The 21,347-nt window shown below is 63.5% G+C and carries 28 protein-coding genes; 13 read left to right on the forward strand and 15 right to left on the reverse strand.

Annotated features, from left to right (window positions below):
- Positions 1-51: 51 nt before the first annotated feature.
- The 10 genes from ruvB to AC0L2H_RS27130 all read right to left on the reverse strand — a co-directional run bounded on the left by ruvB (position 52) and on the right by AC0L2H_RS27130 (position 6,117).
- The gene (gene ruvB, locus AC0L2H_RS27085) at positions 52-1,092 is read right to left on the reverse strand and encodes a Holliday junction branch migration DNA helicase RuvB (protein ID WP_473593101.1); all 1,041 of its coding nucleotides are present in this window, start codon (positions 1,090-1,092) and stop codon (positions 52-54) included.
- A complete protein-coding gene (locus AC0L2H_RS27090) occupies positions 1,089-1,493 on the reverse strand; it encodes a PIN domain-containing protein (RefSeq protein WP_473593102.1) in 405 nt (134 codons plus the stop codon). The genes ruvB and AC0L2H_RS27090 overlap by 4 nt, the downstream gene beginning before the upstream one ends.
- Entirely contained in the window at positions 1,490-1,774 is a 285-nt protein-coding gene (locus AC0L2H_RS27095) for an AbrB/MazE/SpoVT family DNA-binding domain-containing protein (RefSeq protein WP_473593103.1), read from the reverse strand. The genes AC0L2H_RS27090 and AC0L2H_RS27095 overlap by 4 nt, the downstream gene beginning before the upstream one ends.
- Before the next feature lie 67 nt (positions 1,775-1,841).
- On the reverse strand, positions 1,842-2,462 hold the full coding sequence (gene ruvA / locus AC0L2H_RS27100; protein WP_473593104.1) for a Holliday junction branch migration protein RuvA: 621 nt from the start codon (positions 2,460-2,462) through the stop codon (positions 1,842-1,844).
- Positions 2,463-2,472: 10 nt separating this feature from the next.
- On the reverse strand, positions 2,473-2,889 hold the full coding sequence (locus AC0L2H_RS27105) for a type II toxin-antitoxin system VapC family toxin (RefSeq protein ID WP_473593105.1): 417 nt from the start codon (positions 2,887-2,889) through the stop codon (positions 2,473-2,475).
- Positions 2,867-3,136 (reverse strand): AbrB/MazE/SpoVT family DNA-binding domain-containing protein, encoded by a 270-nt coding sequence (locus AC0L2H_RS27110; RefSeq protein ID WP_473593106.1) that lies wholly within the window; start codon positions 3,134-3,136, stop codon positions 2,867-2,869. The genes AC0L2H_RS27105 and AC0L2H_RS27110 overlap by 23 nt, the downstream gene beginning before the upstream one ends.
- 56 nt (positions 3,137-3,192) lie before the next feature.
- Positions 3,193-3,702, reverse strand: a complete 510-nt coding sequence (ruvC, locus tag AC0L2H_RS27115; RefSeq protein ID WP_473593107.1) for a crossover junction endodeoxyribonuclease RuvC — start codon at positions 3,700-3,702, stop codon at positions 3,193-3,195.
- Positions 3,703-3,824: 122 nt separating this feature from the next.
- Positions 3,825-4,355, reverse strand: coding sequence for a protease adaptor protein RcdA (gene rcdA / locus AC0L2H_RS27120; protein WP_097573493.1), 531 nt, complete (start codon positions 4,353-4,355; stop codon positions 3,825-3,827).
- A gap of 361 nt (positions 4,356-4,716) precedes the next feature.
- A complete protein-coding gene (locus tag AC0L2H_RS27125; protein WP_473593172.1) occupies positions 4,717-5,094 on the reverse strand; it encodes a hypothetical protein in 378 nt (125 codons plus the stop codon).
- Positions 5,095-5,346: 252 nt separating this feature from the next.
- Positions 5,347-6,117, reverse strand: coding sequence for a sulfite exporter TauE/SafE family protein (locus AC0L2H_RS27130; protein WP_473593108.1), 771 nt, complete (start codon positions 6,115-6,117; stop codon positions 5,347-5,349).
- A gap of 246 nt (positions 6,118-6,363) precedes the next feature.
- Here AC0L2H_RS27130 and AC0L2H_RS27135 point away from each other — a divergent pair, with 246 nt between their 5' ends.
- From AC0L2H_RS27135 to AC0L2H_RS27170, 8 genes are all read left to right on the forward strand, one after another.
- Complete coding sequence (locus AC0L2H_RS27135; protein ID WP_473593109.1) at positions 6,364-7,011, forward strand: thiamine phosphate synthase; 648 nt, start codon at positions 6,364-6,366, stop codon at positions 7,009-7,011.
- A gap of 1 nt (position 7,012) precedes the next feature.
- Positions 7,013-8,047, forward strand: coding sequence for a tetratricopeptide repeat protein (locus tag AC0L2H_RS27140; protein WP_473593110.1), 1,035 nt, complete (start codon positions 7,013-7,015; stop codon positions 8,045-8,047).
- 153 nt (positions 8,048-8,200) lie between these two features.
- On the forward strand, positions 8,201-8,767 hold the full coding sequence (gene efp / locus AC0L2H_RS27145) for an elongation factor P (protein WP_008873762.1): 567 nt from the start codon (positions 8,201-8,203) through the stop codon (positions 8,765-8,767).
- 126 nt (positions 8,768-8,893) lie between these two features.
- Positions 8,894-9,694 (forward strand): inositol monophosphatase family protein, encoded by an 801-nt coding sequence (locus tag AC0L2H_RS27150; protein ID WP_473593111.1) that lies wholly within the window; start codon positions 8,894-8,896, stop codon positions 9,692-9,694.
- An 84-nt stretch (positions 9,695-9,778) separates the two neighbouring features.
- The gene (trhA, locus tag AC0L2H_RS27155; RefSeq protein WP_473593112.1) at positions 9,779-10,471 is read left to right on the forward strand and encodes a PAQR family membrane homeostasis protein TrhA; all 693 of its coding nucleotides are present in this window, start codon (positions 9,779-9,781) and stop codon (positions 10,469-10,471) included.
- A gap of 113 nt (positions 10,472-10,584) precedes the next feature.
- A complete protein-coding gene (locus AC0L2H_RS27160) occupies positions 10,585-11,610 on the forward strand; it encodes a MotA/TolQ/ExbB proton channel family protein (RefSeq protein ID WP_473593113.1) in 1,026 nt (341 codons plus the stop codon).
- Position 11,611: 1 nt separating this feature from the next.
- The gene (locus tag AC0L2H_RS27165) at positions 11,612-12,643 is read left to right on the forward strand and encodes a peptidoglycan -binding protein (protein ID WP_473593114.1); all 1,032 of its coding nucleotides are present in this window, start codon (positions 11,612-11,614) and stop codon (positions 12,641-12,643) included.
- A 234-nt stretch (positions 12,644-12,877) separates the two neighbouring features.
- On the forward strand, positions 12,878-13,279 hold the full coding sequence (locus AC0L2H_RS27170; RefSeq protein WP_473593115.1) for a hypothetical protein: 402 nt from the start codon (positions 12,878-12,880) through the stop codon (positions 13,277-13,279).
- Between the two features lie 115 nt (positions 13,280-13,394).
- Here the strand turns inward: AC0L2H_RS27170 and AC0L2H_RS27175 are convergent, their stop codons facing one another.
- A complete protein-coding gene (locus AC0L2H_RS27175; RefSeq protein WP_473593173.1) occupies positions 13,395-13,748 on the reverse strand; it encodes a DUF1304 domain-containing protein in 354 nt (117 codons plus the stop codon).
- Between the two features lie 191 nt (positions 13,749-13,939).
- Between AC0L2H_RS27175 and AC0L2H_RS27180 the strand changes: the two genes are divergently transcribed.
- Complete coding sequence (locus AC0L2H_RS27180; protein ID WP_473593116.1) at positions 13,940-15,427, forward strand: carboxypeptidase M32; 1,488 nt, start codon at positions 13,940-13,942, stop codon at positions 15,425-15,427.
- Positions 15,428-15,439: 12 nt separating this feature from the next.
- Here AC0L2H_RS27180 and AC0L2H_RS27185 read toward each other — a convergent pair whose 3' ends face one another.
- Positions 15,440-17,242: an ABC transporter transmembrane domain-containing protein gene (locus tag AC0L2H_RS27185; RefSeq protein WP_473593117.1), complete on the reverse strand. Its 1,803-nt coding sequence runs from the start codon at positions 17,240-17,242 to the stop codon at positions 15,440-15,442.
- Between the two features lie 210 nt (positions 17,243-17,452).
- Here AC0L2H_RS27185 and rpmE point away from each other — a divergent pair, with 210 nt between their 5' ends.
- The gene (rpmE, locus tag AC0L2H_RS27190) at positions 17,453-17,674 is read left to right on the forward strand and encodes a 50S ribosomal protein L31 (RefSeq protein ID WP_077380693.1); all 222 of its coding nucleotides are present in this window, start codon (positions 17,453-17,455) and stop codon (positions 17,672-17,674) included.
- Between the two features lie 98 nt (positions 17,675-17,772).
- On the opposite strand, the gene AC0L2H_RS27195 is transcribed toward rpmE, so the two are convergent.
- The gene (locus tag AC0L2H_RS27195) at positions 17,773-18,408 is read right to left on the reverse strand and encodes a TetR/AcrR family transcriptional regulator (RefSeq protein WP_473593118.1); all 636 of its coding nucleotides are present in this window, start codon (positions 18,406-18,408) and stop codon (positions 17,773-17,775) included.
- 106 nt (positions 18,409-18,514) lie between these two features.
- On the opposite strand from AC0L2H_RS27195, the gene AC0L2H_RS27200 reads away from it, so the two are divergent.
- From AC0L2H_RS27200 to AC0L2H_RS27210, 3 genes are all read left to right on the forward strand, one after another.
- Complete coding sequence (locus AC0L2H_RS27200) at positions 18,515-19,345, forward strand: NAD(P)H-binding protein (protein ID WP_473593119.1); 831 nt, start codon at positions 18,515-18,517, stop codon at positions 19,343-19,345.
- A 1-nt stretch (position 19,346) separates the two neighbouring features.
- Positions 19,347-19,826, forward strand: coding sequence for an anthrone oxygenase family protein (locus AC0L2H_RS27205; RefSeq protein ID WP_473593120.1), 480 nt, complete (start codon positions 19,347-19,349; stop codon positions 19,824-19,826).
- Between the two features lie 64 nt (positions 19,827-19,890).
- The gene (locus AC0L2H_RS27210) at positions 19,891-20,052 is read left to right on the forward strand and encodes a glycine zipper domain-containing protein (protein WP_473593121.1); all 162 of its coding nucleotides are present in this window, start codon (positions 19,891-19,893) and stop codon (positions 20,050-20,052) included.
- Positions 20,053-20,075: 23 nt separating this feature from the next.
- Here the strand turns inward: AC0L2H_RS27210 and AC0L2H_RS27215 are convergent, their stop codons facing one another.
- Positions 20,076-20,375 (reverse strand): Rdx family protein, encoded by a 300-nt coding sequence (locus AC0L2H_RS27215; RefSeq protein ID WP_473593122.1) that lies wholly within the window; start codon positions 20,373-20,375, stop codon positions 20,076-20,078.
- 54 nt (positions 20,376-20,429) lie between these two features.
- Positions 20,430-21,179 carry a YebC/PmpR family DNA-binding transcriptional regulator gene (locus tag AC0L2H_RS27220; RefSeq protein ID WP_097573539.1) on the reverse strand — a complete coding sequence of 250 codons (750 nt, stop codon included), beginning with the start codon at positions 21,177-21,179 and terminating at the stop codon, positions 20,430-20,432.
- Positions 21,180-21,347: the final 168 nt, after the last annotated feature.

The raw sequence follows: 21,347 nt of genomic DNA on the forward strand, positions 1-21,347 counted from the left end.
GCTGGCCGAGATGAGGAGATTTTGCGCAGGGATCGACCAGGAAGCCGGGGACTACTGCTCTTCCTGGAACAGGCTGATCTGCTGCTGCGCCAGATCCTTCGGTGCGTCGAGGCCGAGATGGCGCCAGGCGTTGGCCGTCAGCACGCGACCGCGGGGCGTGCGCTGGATAAAACCCTGCTGGATCAGATAGGGCTCGATGATGTCCTCAATGGCATCGCGCGGCTCGGAAAGCCCGGCCGCGATCGTCTCGATGCCGACCGGCCCGCCACCGAAATTCCTGGCGATCATCGAGAGATACCGGCGGTCGAGCGCGTCGAGGCCGAGTGCGTCGACCTCCAGCCGTGTCAGCGCCTCGTCTGCGATTTTTCGGTCGACATGACCATCGCCGGCGACACTGGCGAAGTCACGCACGCGGCGCAACAGCCGGCCGGCAATGCGCGGCGTGCCGCGTGCCCGCCGCGCGATCTCCAGCGCGCCGTCATCGCCGAGCGGCATTGAAAGGATGCGGGCGCCGCGCCGCACGATCTGCTCAAGCTCCTCGACCGAGTAGAAATTGAGCCGGACCGGAATGCCGAAGCGGTCGCGCAGCGGATTGGTCAGAAGGCCGAGCCGCGTGGTGGCGGCAACGAGGGTGAAGCGGGCGAGGTCGATCTTGACCGAGCGCGCCGCCGGCCCCTCGCCGATGATCAGGTCGAGCTGAAAATCCTCCATCGCCGGATAGAGGATTTCCTCGACCGCCGGATTGAGCCGATGGATTTCGTCGATGAACAGGACGTCGCGGTCTTCGAGATTGGTGAGCAGTGCCGCCAGATCGCCGGCCTTGGCGATGACCGGACCGGAAGTGGAGCGGAAATTGACGCCGAGCTCGCGCGCCATGATCTGCGCCAGCGTCGTCTTGCCGAGACCTGGCGGCCCGACGAACAGCACATGGTCGAGCGCCTCGCCGCGCCCCTTGGCGGCGTCGACGAAGACCTTGAGATTGGCCCGCACCGCCGCCTGGCCGACAAACTCGCCGAGCGTCTGCGGACGCAAGGTCTGCTCGGCATCCTCGCCGCGCTTGTCGGGAGCAATGAGGCGGGGCGAAAGGCTCATGCGAGCAGTTCCATACCGACAATGGACCTTGCAGCCCGCTGATCGAACGTGACTGTATGCGAGCAACCTAAATTTCGATTGTGCTCGGCTATCAGCGCATCAGCAAAGTCGACCTGGGCCGAATTCGATCGTTCAAGCGCGATCACAATGGCATCGAAGTCCTCGAACACCAGCGTCTTGATCTTGAGTAGTCTCTGGATGGCTGCCAATACTTGCTCCTTTGGCTGCCGGTAACGCGAAAGCAGTGACCAGCTGAATTCCACCAGCACAACCAAACTCACAAAGCCGGGCTTGTCGTCACTAAGGCCTTTACCGAAGGCGAGGGCTTTTGCCTGTTGCTCGGCATCATCGTTCAGCACCATTCGGAGTAGAACGTTGGTATCGATACCTATCGACGTCACGCGTCGCCCTCTTCTCCGCCCTGTGGCTTGTCTCCGACAACATGCTGGCCTACGGCCTCCCTCACTGCGGCATCGATCTCTTCCAGGGAAGCGGGACCGCCGGGTGGATCGCCCAGAAATCCGGCGAGGTCGGCGAAGTCGAGATTGCGTGGCGTCCCGACCAGATAGCCATCCACGACCGTCCAAGCGATCATATCGCCCGTCTTGAGCGACAACGCGTCTCGGACGTCCTTTGGAATTGTAAGTTGGCCCTTCGAGGTAAGGCTGGCATATGCGCCCATTTTCCTAATTCCATAGAAAATTCTTACCAATCATATGGTAGTCGGAATTTTCTTTTTAGCAACCACCTCACCGCGCCAGCTCCTTCAGCCCGAAGCGGATGAGCTTGGATGCATCCGCGCCCTCGCCCGCCGCCTTCAGCGCCGCGGCCACGGCATTGGCGGCGATGTCGCGCGAATAGCCGAGATTGACCAGCGCCGAGACGGCGTCGGTGATCGGCGCCGGCGCCACGCCCTCGCCGAGTTCCTGCTTCAGGCCGATCGTGCCGGAGGCGGCGCCTGCATAGGCCGGCGCCTTGTTCTTCAATTCGGTGACGATGCGCTCGGCCACCTTCTTGCCGATGCCCGGCGCGCGGCTGACCATGGCGATGTCGCGCAGCGCAATCGCATTGGCGAGGTCGGCCGGCGCCATCGTCGAGAGCACCGCCAGCGCCACCTTGGCGCCGACGCCCTGCACATTGTTCAGCAGGAGCCGGAACCATTCGCGTTCCAGCACCGACTGGAAGCCGTAGAGCCTGATCATGTCCTCGCGGACATAGGTCTCGATGAACAGCACCACCGCCTCGCCAGGCGCGGGCAACGCCGCCAGCGTGCGCGCCGAACAGTAGGCGACATAACCGACGCCATGCACGTCGACGAGGCAGAAATCCTCATCGACCTCGTCCAATGTCCCCTTGAGCTTGCCGATCATATCAGAGCCCTCATGGGTGGGTTTCCGGAGAGATGATATCGAGGTCCGGAAAGTAGCTTCGGTAGCGCAGGGCATCGCGCGTCAGCAGACGATGTCCGGCTACAGCCGCGTGCGCTCCAATGAAGAAATCGGGCAGGGTTCGTTCGCGAAGACCGCCGGCGCGACGGTATTGGGAATGAGCGATGCCAGCAAGGAACGCGGCGTCCCAGGGCAGGAGTTCGCGATCCATCTTGAGCGTTTCAACAGCTCTGCGAAGAGTGGCTTCCGTCGTCAGCGGCGCAAGTTCCGACCAGACGATCGTGTTGATAACCAAGGCACCGTCGCGCCGACACGCGGCCAGCACAGATGCCGACCATTTGGTCTGCCGCCCGGCCGGTCCCCAGACGTCGATCAGGACATTTGTGTCAACCAACGTCGAGATCTTCACGGGAGCCCCTCAGCCACTCCATATACTCGTCCGCCGTCATGCCGCCCAAATCCAGTGTCCCGGCCAGCCGATCGAGCGCCTGGCTGAACCGACGAGATGCCTCTTCTTCGGAAATGTCTTCGTTGACGGCCACGACCCGGACGCCATTGGCGTCAGCCACGAACTCAACCTCGGAGCCCGGGCCGATACCCAGATGGTCCCGTATTTCCTTGGGAATGGTCACTTGCCCTTTGGTTGTCATGCGCATGGTAATACCTCACAGGTATTACTTACTGCCGGATGGAGAACAAGTCAAGAACAAACCTATCCAGCCAGTGCCATCCGGTAGGCGACACTCTGCCGGTGATGCGCGTGGCAGATGGCAATGGCCAGCGCGTCGGCGGCATCGTCGGTGTCGAAGATTGCTTTCGGCATCAGCACCTTGACCATCATGTGGATCTGCTTCTTGTCGCCATGGCCGACACCGATCACCGCTTTCTTCACCGCGTTGGGCGCGTATTCCGCGACCACAAGTCCCGCACGCGCCGGCACCAGCATGGCAATGCCGCGCGCCTGGCCAAGCTTCAGCGTGGCTGCAGCATCCTTGTTGACGAAAGTCTGCTCGACCGCTGCCTCGTGCGGCATGGCGGAATGCAGGATTTCAGTCAGACCGTCATGCAATTGGCAGAGCCGTGTCGCCAGCGCCGCCTTGTCGTCGGAACGCACGGTGCCGGAGGCGACGAAGCGCAGCGAATTGCCGAGGCTCTCGACGACGCCCCACCCGGTGCGCCTCAGTCCCGGATCGATGCCGATGATGCGAATCGCTTCCCCCATCCGCCAAGTTTACCCCCGGCGGAAAGCGATGCCAGCGAAATGTGAACAAACCAGAAACGAACTCTGGCAATGTCTCACAGACTGTTTGAGACTCCGTCGAAGTAGAATTATCAAGCTGCCTGTCAGCCGCGGGCAAAAGCCGTGTTGAGCAACGTGATCTGGTCGGAAACCGGATTGACGCGGCGGCTTGCCGGCGGCGTGTCGGCCATCGCGCTGCCATAGACTTCCTCGTCCATGCGGCGCACCAGCGCCTGCAGGCGCAGCGAACGATTGACGAGATCGACAAAATCCTTGGGCAGTTCGGCCCAGCCTGTCGCTTCATCATGGGCAGAGGCTGTGTCGAGACGCACCTTGGATTTTTCGGAAGCCACCTGGTCGCGCGTCATCTCGCCGGAATTGGCCGCCCGTTGCAGAAGCAACCAGGAGGCAACCTGCATCAGCCTGGTGGTCAGCCGCATCGATTCGGCCGCATAAAGCGTTGCCGCCAATCTCGAAAGCTTCTTCGCCTCGGCCCGGCCTTTGCCGTCCAGATATTCGGCCGCCTGTTCGACCAGGCCCATGCCTTCCTGGTAGAGCGGCTTGAAGGACTGGGAGAAAACCCGGCGCTCAGCCAGTTTGATGGTTTTCGCGTTCCCCATCGAAGTCTCGTTCATCGATACCCCAGCACTTGCCTTACAGCCGGCCGATTCGGCTTCCTTGCCGTCACGCCGCACCCTATCAACTGAGGCTTGAAAATGCGCTTCGGGGTCGATGAAGGCAAGCACATGTTTAACAAACGGTTAACGGCGCGGTGGGGGGCAGAAAGTGGGGACAAAAAAAGAGCCGCGGGTAAGGCGGCTCTCAGGAGTTTAACAGGGAGGCGTCAAACAAAGTGGCTCCAACCACTCGGTAAGAATCCAGATCACTGGATGCACATAGTAAACGCCTGTAAAGCTTAATGAACCCTTAACGGCGCGGATATTTTTTGACCGAGCGCCGTCAGCCTGTGCCGTAACAGCACAGGAGTTCTGCCCGTCAAGTCCTCCACAGTGCCTGCAAGGCGATGAATGCGAACAGCAGCATCCCCGCATAGAAGGCCATCGACGACATTGCCACCAGCGGCTCGATCGCCGGGTTGCCGGCGAGCATGACATAGAGGCCGATCAACAGGCCGGTGCCGCTGATGGCCGTCAGCCAGAAGTGCACGGCGGCCAGCTTCTTGTGCCCGATCGCCGGAAAAAGATGGTAGAAAAAGGCGAACACCGCCGACATCAGCCACCCGGCCACCATCGTGTGGGCGTGAGTCGGCATCTGGTCATGGTTCTGGCTGATCGCCATGTGCAGTCCCAAGGCCATGCCGCACAGCGAGTAGATGATGGCCAGCGTGAAGAAGTTTCGTGCCGTCCCTTGCATAATATCCCCCGAAATTGCCTTTCCCGTCGCGGGAATGGGTTCTAGTTGCAGGCTTTTGACCCGCCACCGGGTTTCCCGGATGCGGCGCATTATCGTCGACAATGTTTCCAATTGATGCCGCCCGGCCGCTCCCGGCAGTGAGGCCGTAACAATAAACAGCATGGCGGGCTCGCACTATTGCGGAGCGATGACAATCCCGCTGCGCCTCGCCGCCTGAAGTCCGTGCATTGACTGAAGGCGGCTGAGCCGCTGTCATGGAAGGCCGGCGATCCCGTCCCACAGAAGCTTGACCGCGACAACGGCCACCGTTGCATAAGTGAACGGATAGAACAGCTCCGGCCGCATCCGCCGCACCAGCCAGGCGCCGGCGATGGTCGAGAGCGGCGCCAGCGGCATCAGCACCGCTGACGCCGTCAGGTTGGCGGTGTCGAACTGGCCGAGCGCGAAATAGGGGATGAGCTTCAGCGCATTGGTGGCGGCAAACAGGATGGCGCTGGTGCCCGACAGCACTTTCGGGTCGAGCCGGATCGGCAGCGCGTAGATCTGGAAGGGCGGGCCGCCGACATGGGCGACGAAACTGGTGAAGCCGGCGATCGTGCCCCAGAAGGCGGCAGCCACGCGATTGGGCTGCGCCGAATGCGTCGCACCGTGGCGGATTTGCACATAGATCCAGCGCAGCACGAAGACGATTGCCACCGTTCCGACGATCAGCCTGACCATCTCTTCCGTGACGAACGCCGCCGTCAGCCAGCCAATTCCGATGCCGGCGACGGCGCCCGGCATCATGTCGATCAGCATCTTGCGGTCATAGACGCCCCACCACGTCCACACCGAGACGATGTCCATCAGGCACAGGATGGGCAACAGGATGGCCGCCGCCTGCACCGGCGGCATGGCCAGCGCCATCATCGGCACACCGATGAGGCCGACGGCGCCGCCAAACCCGCCCTTGGACAGGCCGGTCAGGATGACGGCCGGAATGGCCGCGGCATAGAACCAGGGATCGAGAAGAAGACCGGACATGGGGGAAAGCGGGCTGGAGGGATGGGTGGTGATCTCGAATAGACCAGAAGCTCCTGTCTCGCGATAGCCGATATCATCAATAGCCGATACCGGCGACCAACTGTCCGCAACTCGGCTCTACCGGATTTGCCGCAACCAGACGGCCCGTCGCCATGATCCCGCTGCCTGTTCAAGGCGGCGGCTTTGCTTTATGCCGCAATGCAACCATCTTCGCCCGGCATAGGCGAAAACCGGGATCGACGACCAATGAACGACGCTACACCTCCAAATCGCTGCCGTATCGTGCTGATCGCGCCGCCCGGCGCATCGGCCGAGCACATCGGCGCGGCGTTCGAGGGCGGCGACGTCGCCTCGCTGATCCTGCCCGAAAACGGCATGGACGAGGCCTCCTTCCAGGCCTTCGCCGAGAAGATCGTGCCGGTGGCGCAAGCGGCGGGCGCCGCCGTCGTCATTGCCGGCGACACCCGCATTGCCGGCCGCGTCCAGGCCGACGGCATCCATGTCGAGGTCGGCAAGGCCGAACTCGCCGAGACGATCGAACATTTCCAGGATAAAATGATGGTCGGCTGCGGCGGCGCCAAGACCCGAGACGATGCGCTGGAACTCGGTGAGCTCAGGCCCGATTATATCTTCTTCGGCCGCTTCGGTTACGACAACAAGCCGGAGCCGCACCCGCGCAACCTGTCGCTGGGACAATGGTGGGCGGACGTGATCCAGATCCCTTGCATCGTCATGGCCGGCTCGGACATCGCCTCCGTCGAAGCCGTGGCCGCCACCGGCGCCGAATTCGTTGCCCTGTCCAGCGCCGTCTTCGCCGATGGCGTCGATCCGAAGGTGGCGATCGCCAGGGCCAACGCGCTGCTCGACGAAACCGCACCGCGTTTCGAGGACTGAAGTGCTGCCCCGGACAACCCTTTTCCATGCCTTCCTCGCGGCGCTCACGGTGCAGGCCGTCGCGGCTGAAAAGACCGTCCCATTGCCGCAACCCAAGCCCGACGCCGGCGCGCACGCGGACAAGCCGATCGACACGCCGTTGCCGCAACCCGCCACCACGGCCCCGCTGCCGTCGGCCGACGCCATCAATCCCGAACGTTTCGGTGCCAAACCGTCGGACCCCGCCTACGGCGCCTTTCAGCGCGGCCTTTACAAGACGGCCTATAACCTGGCTTTGGTCCGCGCCAAGAATGGCGATCCGGCGGCGCAGACACTGGTGGCCGAGATCTTGTCGCGCGGTCTCGGCGTGCCGCTCAACGCTGGGGAAGCGGCAAAATGGTACGCGCTTGCCGCCGAGCAGGGCATACCGGAATCGCAGTTCCAGTATGCGCTGATGCTGCTCGACGGCCGCTACGTCAAGAAGGATGAAAAGGAAGCCTATGCGCTGATGCAGTCGGCCGCCGAGGCCGGCAATCGCCTGGCGCAGTTCAACTTCGCGCAGTTGCTGGTCAGGCAGGATCCCGGCGACGCCGGCATCGCCAAGGCCGCGTCCTACTATGAGCGCGCCGCCGCGACCGGCCTTGCCGACGCGCAATATGCGATGGCGCAGATCTATGCCAACGGCGCCGGTGGCAAGCCGCGCGACGATGTCCAGGCGCGGGCGCTGCTGGCGCAGGCCGCACGGCAGAATTACGACACGGCGCAGATCGATCTCGCCGCCTGGATGATCGAGGGACGCGGCGGCCCACGCGACCTGAAATCCGGCTTCGGTTGGATGAAGCAAGCGGCCGAAGGCGGCAATGTCGCCGCCCAGAACCGGCTCGCCAAACTCTACATGGAAGGCATCGGCACCGATCCGGATCTGATCCTTGCCGGCGCCTGGTACATCGTCGCCCGCCGCGCCGGGCTCATCGATCCGCGGATGGATGATTTTCTGCAAGGCTTGGATGACGACCAGACCAGGCAAATACTGCAGAAGGCGAACCGTCTGCCGTAACGCCGGGGATTGCCGCCGCGGTTCAGGCCTCTCTGCCCGCTCCCTCTCTGTCTCGCTCCCCCTCTGCCGCTCCCTTGCCTCTTCGTGTGATTTGTGGTCTTGGGGGCGAAAATCGCCCATTGGGCGAACATCTCATTCCGGATCGAAATCATCATGGCCAAGATCAATGGCAACGAAATCCGTCCCGGCTACGTCATCGAGCACGATGGCGGCCTGTGGGTGGCGGTCAGGACCAATACCGTCAAGCCCGGCAAGGGCGGCGCCTACAACCAGGTCGAGCTGAAGAACCTCATCAACGGCACCAAGCTCAACGAGCGCTTCCGCTCGGCTGAGACCGTCGAGCAGATCCGGCTCGATCTGAAGGATTTCTCCTTCCTCTACGAACAGGACGGGGCGCTGGTGTTCATGGACACCGAAAGCTATGAGCAGCTCGAACTGCAGAAAGATTTCGTCGGCGACCGCGCCGCCTTCCTGCAGGACGGCATGATGGTGACGGTCCAGCTCTATGAGGAACGGCCGATCGGTATTTCGCTGCCCGACCAGGTGACGCTGACCATCACCGAAGCCGATCCGGTGGTGAAAGGCCAGACGGCGGCCTCGTCCTACAAGCCGGCGATGCTGGAAAACGGCATCCGCGTGCTGGTGCCGCCCTTCATCGGCTCGGGCGAGCGCATCATCGTCGACACCAACGAAATCACCTACGTGCGCCGCGCGGACTGACGCGCAGTGCATGTCGCCCAAAAGTGCGCAGCGGTTTTGGGATAACGACATCCATAAGACAAAGACTTGAAGTACGTCGCGTAAATCAGGATAGCCGCGACGTGCTTTAGCAGCAGGAAGAAGCATATGGCGCGTTCAGCACTTCTCAATGTCATGGTCCAGGCCGCGATGAAGGCCGGCCGCTCGCTGTCGCGCGATTTCGGCGAAGTCCAGAACCTGCAGGTCTCGATGAAGGGGCCGGGCGACTATGTCAGCCAGGCCGACCGCAAGGCCGAGGACATCCTGTTCACCGAACTGTCGAAGGCGCGGCCCGGCTATACCTTCCTGATGGAGGAGCGCGGCGCGGTCGCCGGCGATGACGGCCAGCACCGATGGCTCGTCGATCCACTCGACGGCACCACCAATTTCCTGCATGGCATTCCGTTTTTCGCCATCTCGATCGCGCTGGAGCGCCAGGGCCAGATCGTCGCCGGCGTCGTCTACAATCCGGCAATGGACGAGCTCTACACCGCAGAGCGCGGCGGCGGCGCCTTCATGAATGACCGCCGGCTGCGCGTTGCCGGCAGAACGAAGCTCACCGATGCGGTGATCGGCTGCGGCGTGCCGCATCTCGGGCGCGGACAGCACGGCAATTTCCTCGTCGAACTGCGCAACGTAATGGCCGAGGTCTCGGGCGTGCGACGTCTCGGTTCCGCCTCGCTCGATCTCGCCTACGTCGCCGCCGGCCGCATGGACGGCTTCTGGGAAGTCGGCCTGTCGGCCTGGGATATCGCCGCTGGCCTGCTTTTGATCCGCGAAGCCGGCGGCTTCGTTTCCGACTTCGCCGGCGGACAGGAGATGCTGGAGGGTGGCTCGGTCGTCGCCGGCAACGAGGTCATCCAGCGCGCGCTGCTGAAGACGGTGAAGAAGCCGGTGACGCCGCGCTGACAATTTGGCGCAGTCGCAAAACCGCAACCGAAACTTGAAATACTGTCCGGTGTCCGCCCAGATAAGGGAGACGCAGGATCTTTCATGACCAACACCGGCCCCGAATCCCAGATTGAAATCCCCTTTATGGGACGCTGGCACTATTCGCGCGCCGAGATGATCGCCGACGGCATCGTCCACGCGGTCGGCATCGTGCTGGCGATAGCGGCCGGTTCGGCGTTGCTGGCGCTGGCGGCCTTCCGTACCGGTCCTGGCGAGTATATCGCCGCCGCCTTCTACGTGGTCTCGCTGCTCACCGTGCTCTCGGTCTCGCTGGCCTATAATCTGTGGCCAATATCCTCCCCGGTGAAGTGGATATTGCGGCGCTTCGACCATGCCGCGATCTACCTTTTGATCGCCGCCACCTACACGCCCTTCCTGGCCCAGCTCGACGGCTCGCCATTGACCGTCTCGATGATCGTCCTGGTCTGGGTTGCGGCAGTGATCGGCATCGCCATCAAGGTGTTTCTTCCCGGCCGCTTCGACCGGCTGGCGGTCGTCTTCTATCTCGCCATCGGCTGGAGCGGCATCGTCCTGGTCAAGCCGCTCGTTGAGACGCTGCCGGCGACATCGATCGTGCTGATCGTTGCCGGCGGGATCGTCTATTCCTGCGGTGTCATCTTTTTCGCCTGGAAGGGCCTGCGCTACCACAACGCGCTGTGGCACGGCTTTGTCGTCACCGGGGCCGGCCTGCATCTGGCCGCCATGGTCGACTGCCTGGTCATTAACCGACTCTAACGTCGAGCTTGCAATCGGCGGCCAATATTGCCAAGCGCCATTCAATTTCGTCACAATTGCGTTTAGAGTCGCGCCCAACGTGATCGGCGGCGGCATCGGAAAACGGGGCACGGATGGCTTTTCTCAGATCCCTCGGCATAGGCAGGCGCTCCGACGTCCTGGTCTATGACCCCCACAAATTGTCGAGCCCGCAGGTCTTTCTGCTCACCATGCTCATCTTCCTGGTGATCGTCGCCTTCATCGCCGCCATCCTGACCCGTCAGATTTCGACCGCTTTCGCCACCAATCCCGGCCTCAATGGCCTGATCGTCGGCGTGCTTGTGGTCGGTATCCTGCTGGCCTTCGTGCAGGTCGGGCGGCTGTTTCGCGAAGTGCGCTGGGTCAACTCCTTCCGTGCCGGCTCCGAAACCACCGAACCGGTGCTGCTGGCGCCGATGAAGGCCATGCTTAGCCGCTCGTCTTCGATGGCCTTTTCGACCAGTTCGATGCGCACCATGCTGGATTCGATCGCCACCCGCCTCGACGAAAGCCGCGACACCTCGCGCTACCTCGTCGGGCTGCTGGTGTTCCTTGGGCTGCTCGGCACCTTCTGGGGCCTGCTCAACACGATCGGCTCGATCCGCGAAACCATCGAGTCGCTCGATCCCGGCACCGGTGACGCCGCCGCTGTGCTGGACTCCCTGAAGCAAGGGCTTTCCGCGCCGCTGGCCGGCATGGGCACCGCCTTCTCGTCCTCGCTGTTCGGCCTGTCCGGCTCCCTGGTGCTCGGCTTCCTCGACCTGCAAGCCGGCCGCGCCCAGACGCGCTTCTACACCGAGCTCGAGAACTGGCTGTCCTCGGTCACCGACCTGTCGTCGGATATCGTCGTTTCCGACCCGACCAAGGCTGAATCCTCCGACGAGATCCGCGTCCTGTCCGAGAAGCTGCGCAGCCTCCAGGAAAATGGCAGCGGCCCCAATCCGCGCGTTGCCACCGCCATGGCCAACCTTGCCGACGGCATTTCCGGCCTGGTCAAGAACATGCGCTCCGAGCAGCAGATCATGCGCGACTGGGTCGAGGCCCAGTCCGACGAGCAGAAGGCGATGCGCAACACGCTGGAGAAGATCGCCGATGCCCTGAAGAAGCCGGGAGTCCACTGACGTGGCCCTGGCGCGGACGCGGCGCAGCGATCGCCGCATCGACTATTGGCCGGGCTTCGTCGATGCGCTGTCGACGCTGCTGCTGGCGATCATGTTCCTGCTGACGGTCTTCGTGCTGGCGCAGTTTCTGCTCGGCCGCGAAATTTCGGGCAAGGACACGGTCCTCAACCGCCTCAACTCGCAGATCAACGAACTGACCCAGCTTCTGGCGCTGGAGCGCTCGACGACGCAGGACAAGGAAGATTCGCTCGCCAATCTGCAGGCGTCGCTGTCAGCTTCGGAGGCGGAAAAGAGCCGGCTCGAACAATTGCTGGCGCAAGGCGCCGGCGCCGGCGACGCGGCCAACCAGCGCGCCACGGCACTTTCAGGCGAACTCGAAGGCCAGCGCCAGATCAGCCAGCAGGCGCTGAGCCAGGTCGAGATCCTCAACCAGCAGATCGCAGCGCTGCGCAAGCAGATCGCGGCACTGGAAGACGCGCTCAACGTGTCCGAAACGCGCGACCGCGAGTCCAACACCAAGATCGCCGATCTCGGCCGCCGCCTGAATGTCGCGCTGGCGCAACGCGTGCAGGAGCTGAACCGCTACCGCTCCGACTTCTTCGGGCGCTTGCGCGAAATCCTCGCCGACCGCGAAAACATCCGCATCGTCGGCGACCGCTTCGTCTTCCAGTCGGAAGTGCTGTTCCCGCCTGGCTCCGAGGTGATCAATGACGCCGGCAAGGTCGAGATGAAGAAGCTCGCCGACGCCATCATCGAATTGCAGAAGGAGATCCCGCCGGAGATCAGCTGGGTGCTGCGCGTCGACGGCCATACCGACAACGTTCCGCTGTCGGGCACCGGCCGCTACCGCGACAATTGGGAACTGTCGACGGCGCGCTCGACCTCGGTGGTGAAGTTCCTGATCGAGAACGGCGTGCCGGCCAATCGGCTGGTCGCGGCCGGCTTCGGCGAATTCCAGCCGCTCGATCCCGCCGACACCGAAGAGGCGCGCAACAAGAACCGCCGCATTGAACTGAAGCTCACCGAACGGTGATTCCGCATTACGCGAATTTGTTCGCCGCCTCAACGCTAGGGCGCAGATGTCGGCTCGACAAGGCCTGAAAACATTATCTTTTTTTAATTTCACCTTGCCGAGAACCGCCCCTAGGCTGTGTCACGGGCCGAGAACCGCCGGCGGTGGAACTGCCCATCGCGACGCGACGGAACGGACGGCCCACGGCCGGAAGCGTCCCAACCGCCGCCTCCCCTAGTAAAAGGAGACGCAACCATGCGTTCTTCCAGAACTTTCAGGACTGTAAAGCTCGCCGCACTTTTGGTCGCTGTTCCGTTTGCAGGCGCCTACGCCGCGTCGATCTCCGTCTACGGCCCGCGCGAGACGGCTTTGATCGACCAGATACAGAGCGTGGATACGGGTATCCGGGCCGCAATGCAGGCGAACAAGATCAAGCCGGACGAGGCGCGTGACTTGCGCAGGCAGGTCGCTCGACTCGATCGAGCCGCCCAGAGGGCCGCGCGAGATGGAACGATGCCGGCTACGCGCTATCACGAATTGCTGCGCCAGCTCGATGATGTGAGCCAGAAGCTCCGGGTTGACACTGGCAGCGCCTTCCTAATGGGCAACGGCGGCGATGGCGGATATTATCCAAACGGCTACGGCCCAAGTGGCTGAAACCATCCAGAGGAAGGACTGCCCGGCACCTTGGGGTTTCCGCGCTTCGCTGGCGTCCCTTTTTCGATCGCCGGCCCATTTTCCAACAACCTGTCTTGTCACCAGCCCGCTGCCGTCACCAGCCAAGCACGAGCGCGACCAGAGCCAGCACGGCCGGCACGGTCTGTATGAACAGGATTTTCCGGCCGACCGTCGCCGCGCCGTAGAGGCCGGCAATAGCGACGCAAAGCAGGAAGAACATTTTGATCTGAAAACCGGCCTCGCCGAGATAAAGCCCCCAGATCAGTCCGGCGGCCAGAAAGCCGTTGTACAGTCCCTGGTTCGCGGCAAGCACCTTCGACGCGCTGGCGAATTCCGGCGTCAGGCTGAACGCTTTGTGGCCGCGTGGCGTATCCCACAGCACCATCTCCAGATAGACGATGTAGAGGTGGATCAGGGCCACCAGCCCGACCAGCACATTGGCGATCATGTTTCGTCTCCCCTCGCGGTCTTGCGCGCCGCCAACGCCATTGATCACGCACACCGCCGCCTCCGCAAGCTGTGTTGCGCTTGGCGTGACGGATCGAGGTCGGAACACCCGTGGCAGTGCACCGCCTGAGGGTTGCCAACCTCGGCGCATTGGTATCTTTTCGCCACCGTTCAAATTCACCGGAACCCGCTATGTCCTTTCAAGAACTCGACGACCTCGGCCACAAGCTCGAAGCGCTGGAACATGCGCTTGCCATCCTCGGCGCCGACGAGGCGACGCATATGGCCGTCGGCGGCGGCGAAAAGCGCGCCGAGGCGATGTCGGCCCTTGCCGGCATGCATCACCGGCAGGCCACCGCGCCGGAGATCGCCGACTGGATCGCGGCGGCCGAACAGGAAGCGCTGAATGAGGAACAGCAGGCGGCGCTCAAGGAGTTCCGGCGGCAGTACACCAACCTGACCTGCCTGCCCGTCGAATTCGTCGAGCGCCAGACCGCCGCGCGCATGCGCTCCGAGCAGCTCTGGCGCGACCTGCGCGCCAAGAACGACTGGGCCGGCTTCCTGCCGGCGCTCGAAGGCGTCGTGGCCCTGGTGCGCGAAGAAGCCGCCCTGCGCGCCGACGTGCTCGGTCTCGATCCCTATGACGCGCTGATGGAGCAGTACGACCCCGGCAACCGCGCCGCCGACATCACGCCGGTCTTTGCCGAGCTGAAGGCTTTTCTCAAGACATTCGTCCCGGAGGCGTTGGCCGTGCAGGAGGCGCGCTTGGCAAGGCGTCCGCTGAAGCCGCTTTCGGGCAGCTACGCGATCGACAGGCAGCGCGAGCTGGGCCTTGCCATGATGGCGGCCGTCGGCTTCGACCTGACCCACGGCTCGCTGTCGGTGTCGCATCATCCATTCTGCGGCGGCGTGCCCAGCGACGTTCGTATCACCACCCGCTACAAGACGACCGACTTCCTGTCGGCGCTGATGGGCGTGCTGCACGAGACCGGCCACGCGCTTTACGAGCAGAACCTGCCCAAGGCATGGTCGCACTGGCCGCTCGGCAAGGCGCGCGGCATGGCCGTGCATGAAAGCCAGAGCCTGTTCGTCGAAAAGCAGCTCGGCCGCAACCCGCAATTCTGGCGCTGGGCGCTGCCGGTGGTCGAAAGGCATCTCGGCGAGGCGTGGTCGATCGACGACATCCTGCCGCATGTGCACCGGGTCGAGCGCGGCCTGATCCGCGTTGATGCCGATGAGGTGACCTACCCGCTGCACGTCATCCTGCGCTACGAACTGGAGCAGGAGCTGGTCTCAGGACGACTGGAGGCGGCGGACCTGCCCGAGGCCTGGGACGCCAAGATGCGCGAATACCTTGGTCTCTCGACCATCGACAACCCCGCTGACGGCCCGATGCAGGACGTGCACTGGCCGGGTGCGGCCTTCGGCTATTTCCCCTCCTACACGCTGGGCGCCATGATGGCGGCGCAGCAATGGGCGGCGCTCACCAGGGGCCATCCATCGGCCGACGAAGATCTGGCCAAGGGCGACTTCGCCGCGATCAACGATTGGCGCCGCGAAAGAATCTGGTTGCAGGGCTCGCGCTGGTCGACGCCGGAGCTGATGGAACGCGCCACCGGCGAGAAGCTCAACGCGGCGTATTTCACCGAGCATCTGAAGAAGCGCTACGGAACCGCATGAGGCGATCCCTGGCTACTCCGCCGCGCCCCTGAAGGCACTCGCCCCGGTTTCGAACTGCAATTTGGCCAGCCGCGCATAGATGCCGCCCTTGGCGACGAGGCTCCGATGCGTGCCTTCCTCGACGATGCGGCCGTTTTCCATGACCAGGATGCGGTCGGCCTTCAGCACCGTCGCCAGCCGGTGGGCAATGACGATGGTGGTGCGGCCCTGCATCAGCCTTTCCAGCGCCGTCTGCACCAGCGTCTCGCTTTCGGCATCGAGCGCCGAGGTCGCCTCGTCGAGCAGCAGGATCGGCGCGTCGCGCAGGATGGCGCGCGCGATCGCCACGCGCTGGCGCTGGCCGCCGGACAGCGTCACGCCGCGTTCGCCGACCTGGCTGTCATAGCCCTTCTCGAGTTTCAGGATGAACTCGTCGGCAAGCGCATCCTTGGCCGCCGTCTCGATTTCGGTGTCGCTGGCCCCTGGCCGGCCAAAGCCGATATTGTCGCGCGCGCTTGCCGCGAAGATGGTGACGTCCTGCGGCACGATGGCGATGCGTTCGCGGATCGCGGCGGGGTCGGCTTCGCGTGCATCGACACCGTCGATCAGGATCCTGCCGGTTTCAGGATCGTAGAAGCGCAGGATCAGCGAAAAGACGGTGCTCTTGCCGGCGCCCGACGGGCCGACGATCGCCACCTTTTCGCCGGGCTTCACCTCGAAACTCAGGCCATGGACGGCGGCGCGGTCTGGCCGGGCGGGATAGGAGAAGGACACGTCGTCGAAACGGATCGCGCCCCTGGCTGTCGCCGGCAGCGGCTTCGGATTGGCGGGCGGCTGGATGGCGGGCGTCTCGGCCAGGATCTCGGTCAGCCGTTCGGCAGCACCCGCCGCCTGCGCAAGCTCGCCCCAGACTTCCGATAGCGCACCGAGCGCGCCGGCGGCGAACACCGAATAGAGCAGGAACTGGCCGAGCGTGCCCGGCGACAGCGTGCCGGTGAGCACATCGCGCGAGCCGAACCACAGCACCGCCACCACCGAGGAAAAGATCATGAAGATGGCAAAGAAGGTGAGGAAGGAGCGGGCAAAGATCGAGGAACGCGCCGCTTCGAAGGCGGCTTCCACGGCGGATGAAAAATGCCCTGTCACCAGCTTCTCGTTGGTGAAGGCCTGCAACGTGCGCACCGCGCCGATCTGCTCGCTGGCATAGGCGGTCGCGTCGGCCAGCGTGTCCTGCGCCTGCCGCGATTTGCGCCTGACCGATCGGCCGAAGGCGACCAGCGGCAGCACGATCACCGGGATGGCGGCGATGACGAGACCGGACAGTTTCGGACTGGTGACGACCATCATCGCCACTGCGCCGAGACCCAGGATGACGTTGCGCAGCGCCACCGAGGCGGTGGCGCCGACGGCCGATTTCACCTGTGTCGTGTCGGCGGCAAGCCGCGACACGATCTCGCCCGACTGCGCGGTGTCGAAGAAGGACGGCGACAGCGTCGTGACATGGGCGAACACATCGCTGCGGATATCGGCGACGACGCGCTCGCCCAGCGTGATGACGAAATAGTAGCGGCTCGCCGACGCAGCGGCGAGCAAGCCAGCCATCACCACCAGCATGGCGAAATACTCGGCGATGAAACTGGAATCGGAAGCGGAAAAGCCGTGGTCGATCATCCGCCGCACGGCCAGCGGCAGCGCCAGCGTCGTCGCCGCCGCGACGGTCAGCGAGACGACCGCGCCAATAACCATTTTCCGGTAACGGGTGATGTAGGGGAACAGGCGCCGCAGCGGCCTCAGCGAGCGCCGGCGCTCGTCTGCATCGCCGCTGATGTCCGCCATGACCGTTTCCTCTGGCCGCCTTTTGCCATGCGCCTCAATATGCGCTTACCGCGGCCTTGTGATTCAATTCCGGCTGATGTATAGGCTCGCCGACCGTTTTAGAAGCTGCGGCTCCTCAATAGCTGCGGCTTCGAGTTTTAAAAAGGGGCGCATCGACGCAGGCCATAGGCCCGTCACAGCGCCGGCAAGCCAGAGCTCAGGAACAGAACCATGAAGACCGATATCCATCCCGATTACCACGCCATCAAGGTCGTCATGACCGACGGCACCGAATACATGACCCGTTCGACCTGGGGCAAGGAAGGCGATACGATGAACCTCGACATCGACCCGACCACCCATCCGGCCTGGACCGGCGGCCAGCAGACCCTGCTCGACCGCGGCGGCCGCCTGTCGAAGTTCAAGAAGCGTTTCGAAGGTTTCGGCCTCTAAAGCTCCCTTGGCTTTGTCGCAGATCAAAAACCCGCCCTTGAGGCGGTTTTTTTGTTGCTGCCCGCCGAGTAGCAACCAGCATTGCGGACATCGGCTGCCTACTGATCAAGCAACTCCCGCAGCGCCATACGCTTGTAGGCGGCGACTAGCCTGTCGCCTTCCTCTCGCCCGACCGAGATTGCTAAGCGCATCGCCGCCTCTCCCATCTGCCAGACCAGAAACGCCGTCGTTTCCAGCGCCGCCGGATCGGCGGCGGGCCGCAGCCGCTTCAGCACCGCGGTGAGAAATTCGGCATTGGCCCGGCTGTCGGCGAGTTCGAGCTCGCGCAGCGCCTTGTCGGCCTGCGTGCCCGACCAGATGTCGCGCATGACAGGCTCCGCCAGGAACAGCCGGTAATAGATATCGACCAGCTCCGAAAATGCTTGGCCCAGGCCCTCGGCATCACTGACATCCGCCAGCGCGGCTGAAATGCAGGCCTGGCTTTCGGCGGTGTAACGCTCGGCCAATGCCCAGACGATCGCCCGCTTGTCGGGAAAAAACTGGTAGAGCGAGCCGATCGACACCCCAGCCCGTTCCGCTACCTCGCCCATGCGCATGGCGTCGCTGCCTTGCTCGGCGATCAGCGCCGATGCGGCGGCCAGCATGCGCTCGACCCGCTCGCGGCTGCGCTGCTGGCTGGGCGCCCGGCGCGGCGAGGCGATCTGTCCATCCTGCGAACCAGCTCTGCCTTCCATGAACGTCTCCCGGACTCAACAAATCGGCTTGACTTGAAAAATACGAGGGTTTATCACGTTTTGCAAATGTGAGGATTACTCATATTTCAAACGGAGGACAATCACCATGAATGACGCAAGCAAACCGACCTTGATCCTCGGCGGCACCGGCAAGACCGGCCGCCGGCTGGCGGAACGATTGACCGCGCAAGGCCTGCCGGTGCGCATCGGCTCGCGCTCGGCCGCGCCGGCCTTCGACTGGCAGGACAAGACGAGTTGGGCACCGGCGCTCGATGGCGTCGGCGCCGTCTACATCAGCTACTATCCCGATCTGGCGGTGCCGGGCGCGGCCGAAGCGGTCGGCGCCTTCGCCGAACTTGCAGTGGAACGCGGTGTCATCCGGCTGGTGCTGTTGTCGGGGCGCGGCGAAACGGAAGCACAGCGCGCCGAAGAGATGCTGAAGGCCTCAGGCGCCGACTGGACGATCCTGCGCTGCGCCTGGTTTTCCCAGAACTTCAGCGAAGGCTTCCTTGTCGAGTCCTTGCTCGAAGGCGAGGTGGCGTTGCCGGTCGGCAATGTCGGCGAGCCATTCGTCGATGCCGACGATATCGCCGAGGCGGCTTTTGTCGTGCTCACCCAGCCGGGCCATGTCGGCCAGCTCTACGAGCTGACCGGACCGCGGCTCATGAGCTTCGCCGATGCGGTCGCCGAGATCGGCAGGGCGGCCGGGCGCAACATCCGCTACATCAGGATTTCGCATGCCGAGTTCACCGCCGCGGTGGCAACCCAGCAGTTGCCGGCCGAGTTCGTCTGGCTCATCAACGAGCTGTTCACTGAGGTGCTCGACGGTCGCAACGAGTCGCTGACCGATGGCGTCCAGCGCGTGCTCGGCCGCGCGCCAAAAGACTTTTCCGCCTATGCAACCGAAACCGCCGCTTCTGGCGTCTGGAGCAACTGACATGATCATGAGACTGCTTCCCACCCTCACCTTCATCGCCGCGCTCGGCTCGGGCATCGTCGCTGGCGTTTTCTTCGCCTTTTCCAGCTTCGTCATGCCGGGCCTCGCCCGCATGCCTGCCGCGGGCGGCATCGCCGCCATGAATTCGATCAACGTCACTGCGGTGACGCCGATGTTCATGACCGCGCTTTTCGGCACCGGGCTGGTCTGCCTCGTTCTTGCCGTCGGCGCCGTCATCGGCTGGAGCCAGCCGGGTTCGTTCTGGCTGCTCGCCGGCGCCCTGATCTACCTCGTCGGCAACCTGGTCGTGACCATGGTCTTCAACGTGCCGCTCAACAATGCGCTCGCCGCCGTCGATCCGGCCAGCGCCAGCGGCGCCACTGTCTGGACCACCTATCTCAGGGACTGGGTGATGTGGAACCACGTCCGCACCATTACCGCTATCGCCGCGCTGGCATCCTTCTGGTTCGCCGCACGTTGAAATGTCTCGGGCCGCTGCGCCCGGCCCGCCTGGAGGCATTTACAGCATCGTGCGGAGAAGAACCTTGAAGGATCAATATTCGAACATGGCCGTCAGCATGGCGATCGGGGTCGGTCTCGGGGCCGCCTTTGGTGTTGCAATGGACGATATGCCGGTCGGCATCGGCATGGGCATTGCCATCGGTGCCGGTATTGGTGCGCTTTTCGGACGGCGGCGTGGAAAGTGATCTTTTCGCGTTGCGCGTAGAGCTCAGCTCTTCGTCTTACGGTCGGCATGGCCGAGATCGCGGTCCGGATCGATCACATCGCGGACCAGTTGCTTGAGCCCCGCCGCATCGGGAAAGCCGCCGTCGCGTTTGCGGTCCCAGATGAGTGTGTCGTTGCAGGAAATGGTGAAGATGCCGCCGGTGCCGGGCACCAGCGCCACCTCGCCGAGATCCGGGCCGAAAGTAGAGAGCAACTCCTGCGCCATCCAGCCGGCACGCAGCAGCCACAGGCACTGTGTGCAATAGGTGATGCGGATGATGGGCAGCGGCGGCTTTTCCGTCATGTCAGTCCGCTCATGTCAGATTGAGCTCCGCTCATATCTCAGGCAGGGCTCCGCTCATGCCGCGCTGAGCTTGGCCATGGTCTCGTCGTCGACCTCGAAATTGGCGTAGACGCTCTGCACGTCGTCATCGTCCTCGAGCGTGGCGACCAGCTTCATCAGCGACTGCGCCCGCTCTTCGTCGACCGGAATGTTGTTCTGCGGCCGCCAGATCGGCTTGACCGACTCCGCCTCGCCGAGCGCGCCTTCGAGCGCCTTCGACACTTCGCCGAGATTTTCGAAGGCGCAATAGATGGTGTGGCCTTCCTCGTCCGACTGGACGTCGTCGGCGCCGGCCTCGATCGCGGCATCCATCACCTTCTCGGCGCTGCCCGCCGAGGCCGGATAGTAGATCTCGCCGACGCGGTCCCACATAAACGACACCGAGCCGGTTTCGCCCATCGCCCCGCCGGCCTTGGTGAAGGCGGCGCGCACATTGGAGGCCGAGCGGTTGCGGTTGTCGGTCAGCGCTTCGACGATCAGCGCCACGCCGCCCGGCCCATAGCCCTCGTAGCGCACGGCTTCGTAATTCTCGGCATCACCCATCGAGGCCTTGTTGATGGCGCGCTGGATATTGTCCTTCGGCATCGACACCGCCTTGGCGTTCTGCACGGCAAGGCGCAGGCGCGGGTTCATCGAGGGATCGGGCGTGCCCGCCTTGGCCGCGACGGTGATTTCGCGCGCCAGCTTGGAAAACATTTTCGACCGCACCGCATCCTGGCGGCCCTTGCGGTGCATGATGTTCTTGAACTGCGAATGGCCAGCCATGGCACCCCTGTCGTCTTCGGCTAGAGCATCTGCAACCAGGTGGATTCACCCGGCGTTTTCGCAAAAAATGCTCGAATTCAAATTCAGAACGTCCCTGATGGTCCGTATGGACGCACGGCGCTCTCTGTCGGAATGGCCGGCTTATAGATAAATCGGCTCAATTCGTCC

Source organism: Mesorhizobium sp. WSM4871, assembly GCF_055811295.1.

What these genes read in the sequence shown, in the direction of transcription:
- ruvB (WP_473593101.1), bottom strand. Translation starts at nt 1,092, where the DNA reads ATGAGCCTTTCGCCCCGCCTCATTGCTCCCGACAAGCGCGGCGAGGAT.
- AC0L2H_RS27095 (WP_473593103.1), bottom strand. Translation starts at nt 1,774, where the DNA reads ATGGGCGCATATGCCAGCCTTACCTCGAAGGGCCAACTTACAATTCCA.
- ruvA (WP_473593104.1), bottom strand. Translation starts at nt 2,462, where the DNA reads ATGATCGGCAAGCTCAAGGGGACATTGGACGAGGTCGATGAGGATTTC.
- AC0L2H_RS27110 (WP_473593106.1), bottom strand. Translation starts at nt 3,136, where the DNA reads ATGCGCATGACAACCAAAGGGCAAGTGACCATTCCCAAGGAAATACGG.
- ruvC (WP_473593107.1), bottom strand. Translation starts at nt 3,702, where the DNA reads ATGGGGGAAGCGATTCGCATCATCGGCATCGATCCGGGACTGAGGCGC.
- rcdA (WP_097573493.1), bottom strand. Translation starts at nt 4,355, where the DNA reads ATGAACGAGACTTCGATGGGGAACGCGAAAACCATCAAACTGGCTGAG.
- AC0L2H_RS27125 (WP_473593172.1), bottom strand. Translation starts at nt 5,094, where the DNA reads ATGCAAGGGACGGCACGAAACTTCTTCACGCTGGCCATCATCTACTCG.
- AC0L2H_RS27130 (WP_473593108.1), bottom strand. Translation starts at nt 6,117, where the DNA reads ATGTCCGGTCTTCTTCTCGATCCCTGGTTCTATGCCGCGGCCATTCCG.
- AC0L2H_RS27135 (WP_473593109.1), top strand. Translation starts at nt 6,364, where the DNA reads ATGAACGACGCTACACCTCCAAATCGCTGCCGTATCGTGCTGATCGCG.
- efp (WP_008873762.1), top strand. Translation starts at nt 8,201, where the DNA reads ATGGCCAAGATCAATGGCAACGAAATCCGTCCCGGCTACGTCATCGAG.
- AC0L2H_RS27150 (WP_473593111.1), top strand. Translation starts at nt 8,894, where the DNA reads ATGGCGCGTTCAGCACTTCTCAATGTCATGGTCCAGGCCGCGATGAAG.
- trhA (WP_473593112.1), top strand. Translation starts at nt 9,779, where the DNA reads ATGACCAACACCGGCCCCGAATCCCAGATTGAAATCCCCTTTATGGGA.
- AC0L2H_RS27160 (WP_473593113.1), top strand. Translation starts at nt 10,585, where the DNA reads ATGGCTTTTCTCAGATCCCTCGGCATAGGCAGGCGCTCCGACGTCCTG.
- AC0L2H_RS27170 (WP_473593115.1), top strand. Translation starts at nt 12,878, where the DNA reads ATGCGTTCTTCCAGAACTTTCAGGACTGTAAAGCTCGCCGCACTTTTG.
- AC0L2H_RS27175 (WP_473593173.1), bottom strand. Translation starts at nt 13,748, where the DNA reads ATGATCGCCAATGTGCTGGTCGGGCTGGTGGCCCTGATCCACCTCTAC.
- AC0L2H_RS27180 (WP_473593116.1), top strand. Translation starts at nt 13,940, where the DNA reads ATGTCCTTTCAAGAACTCGACGACCTCGGCCACAAGCTCGAAGCGCTG.
- AC0L2H_RS27185 (WP_473593117.1), bottom strand. Translation starts at nt 17,242, where the DNA reads ATGGCGGACATCAGCGGCGATGCAGACGAGCGCCGGCGCTCGCTGAGG.
- rpmE (WP_077380693.1), top strand. Translation starts at nt 17,453, where the DNA reads ATGAAGACCGATATCCATCCCGATTACCACGCCATCAAGGTCGTCATG.
- AC0L2H_RS27195 (WP_473593118.1), bottom strand. Translation starts at nt 18,408, where the DNA reads ATGGAAGGCAGAGCTGGTTCGCAGGATGGACAGATCGCCTCGCCGCGC.
- AC0L2H_RS27200 (WP_473593119.1), top strand. Translation starts at nt 18,515, where the DNA reads ATGAATGACGCAAGCAAACCGACCTTGATCCTCGGCGGCACCGGCAAG.
- AC0L2H_RS27205 (WP_473593120.1), top strand. Translation starts at nt 19,347, where the DNA reads ATGATCATGAGACTGCTTCCCACCCTCACCTTCATCGCCGCGCTCGGC.
- AC0L2H_RS27215 (WP_473593122.1), bottom strand. Translation starts at nt 20,375, where the DNA reads ATGACGGAAAAGCCGCCGCTGCCCATCATCCGCATCACCTATTGCACA.
- AC0L2H_RS27220 (WP_097573539.1), bottom strand. Translation starts at nt 21,179, where the DNA reads ATGGCTGGCCATTCGCAGTTCAAGAACATCATGCACCGCAAGGGCCGC.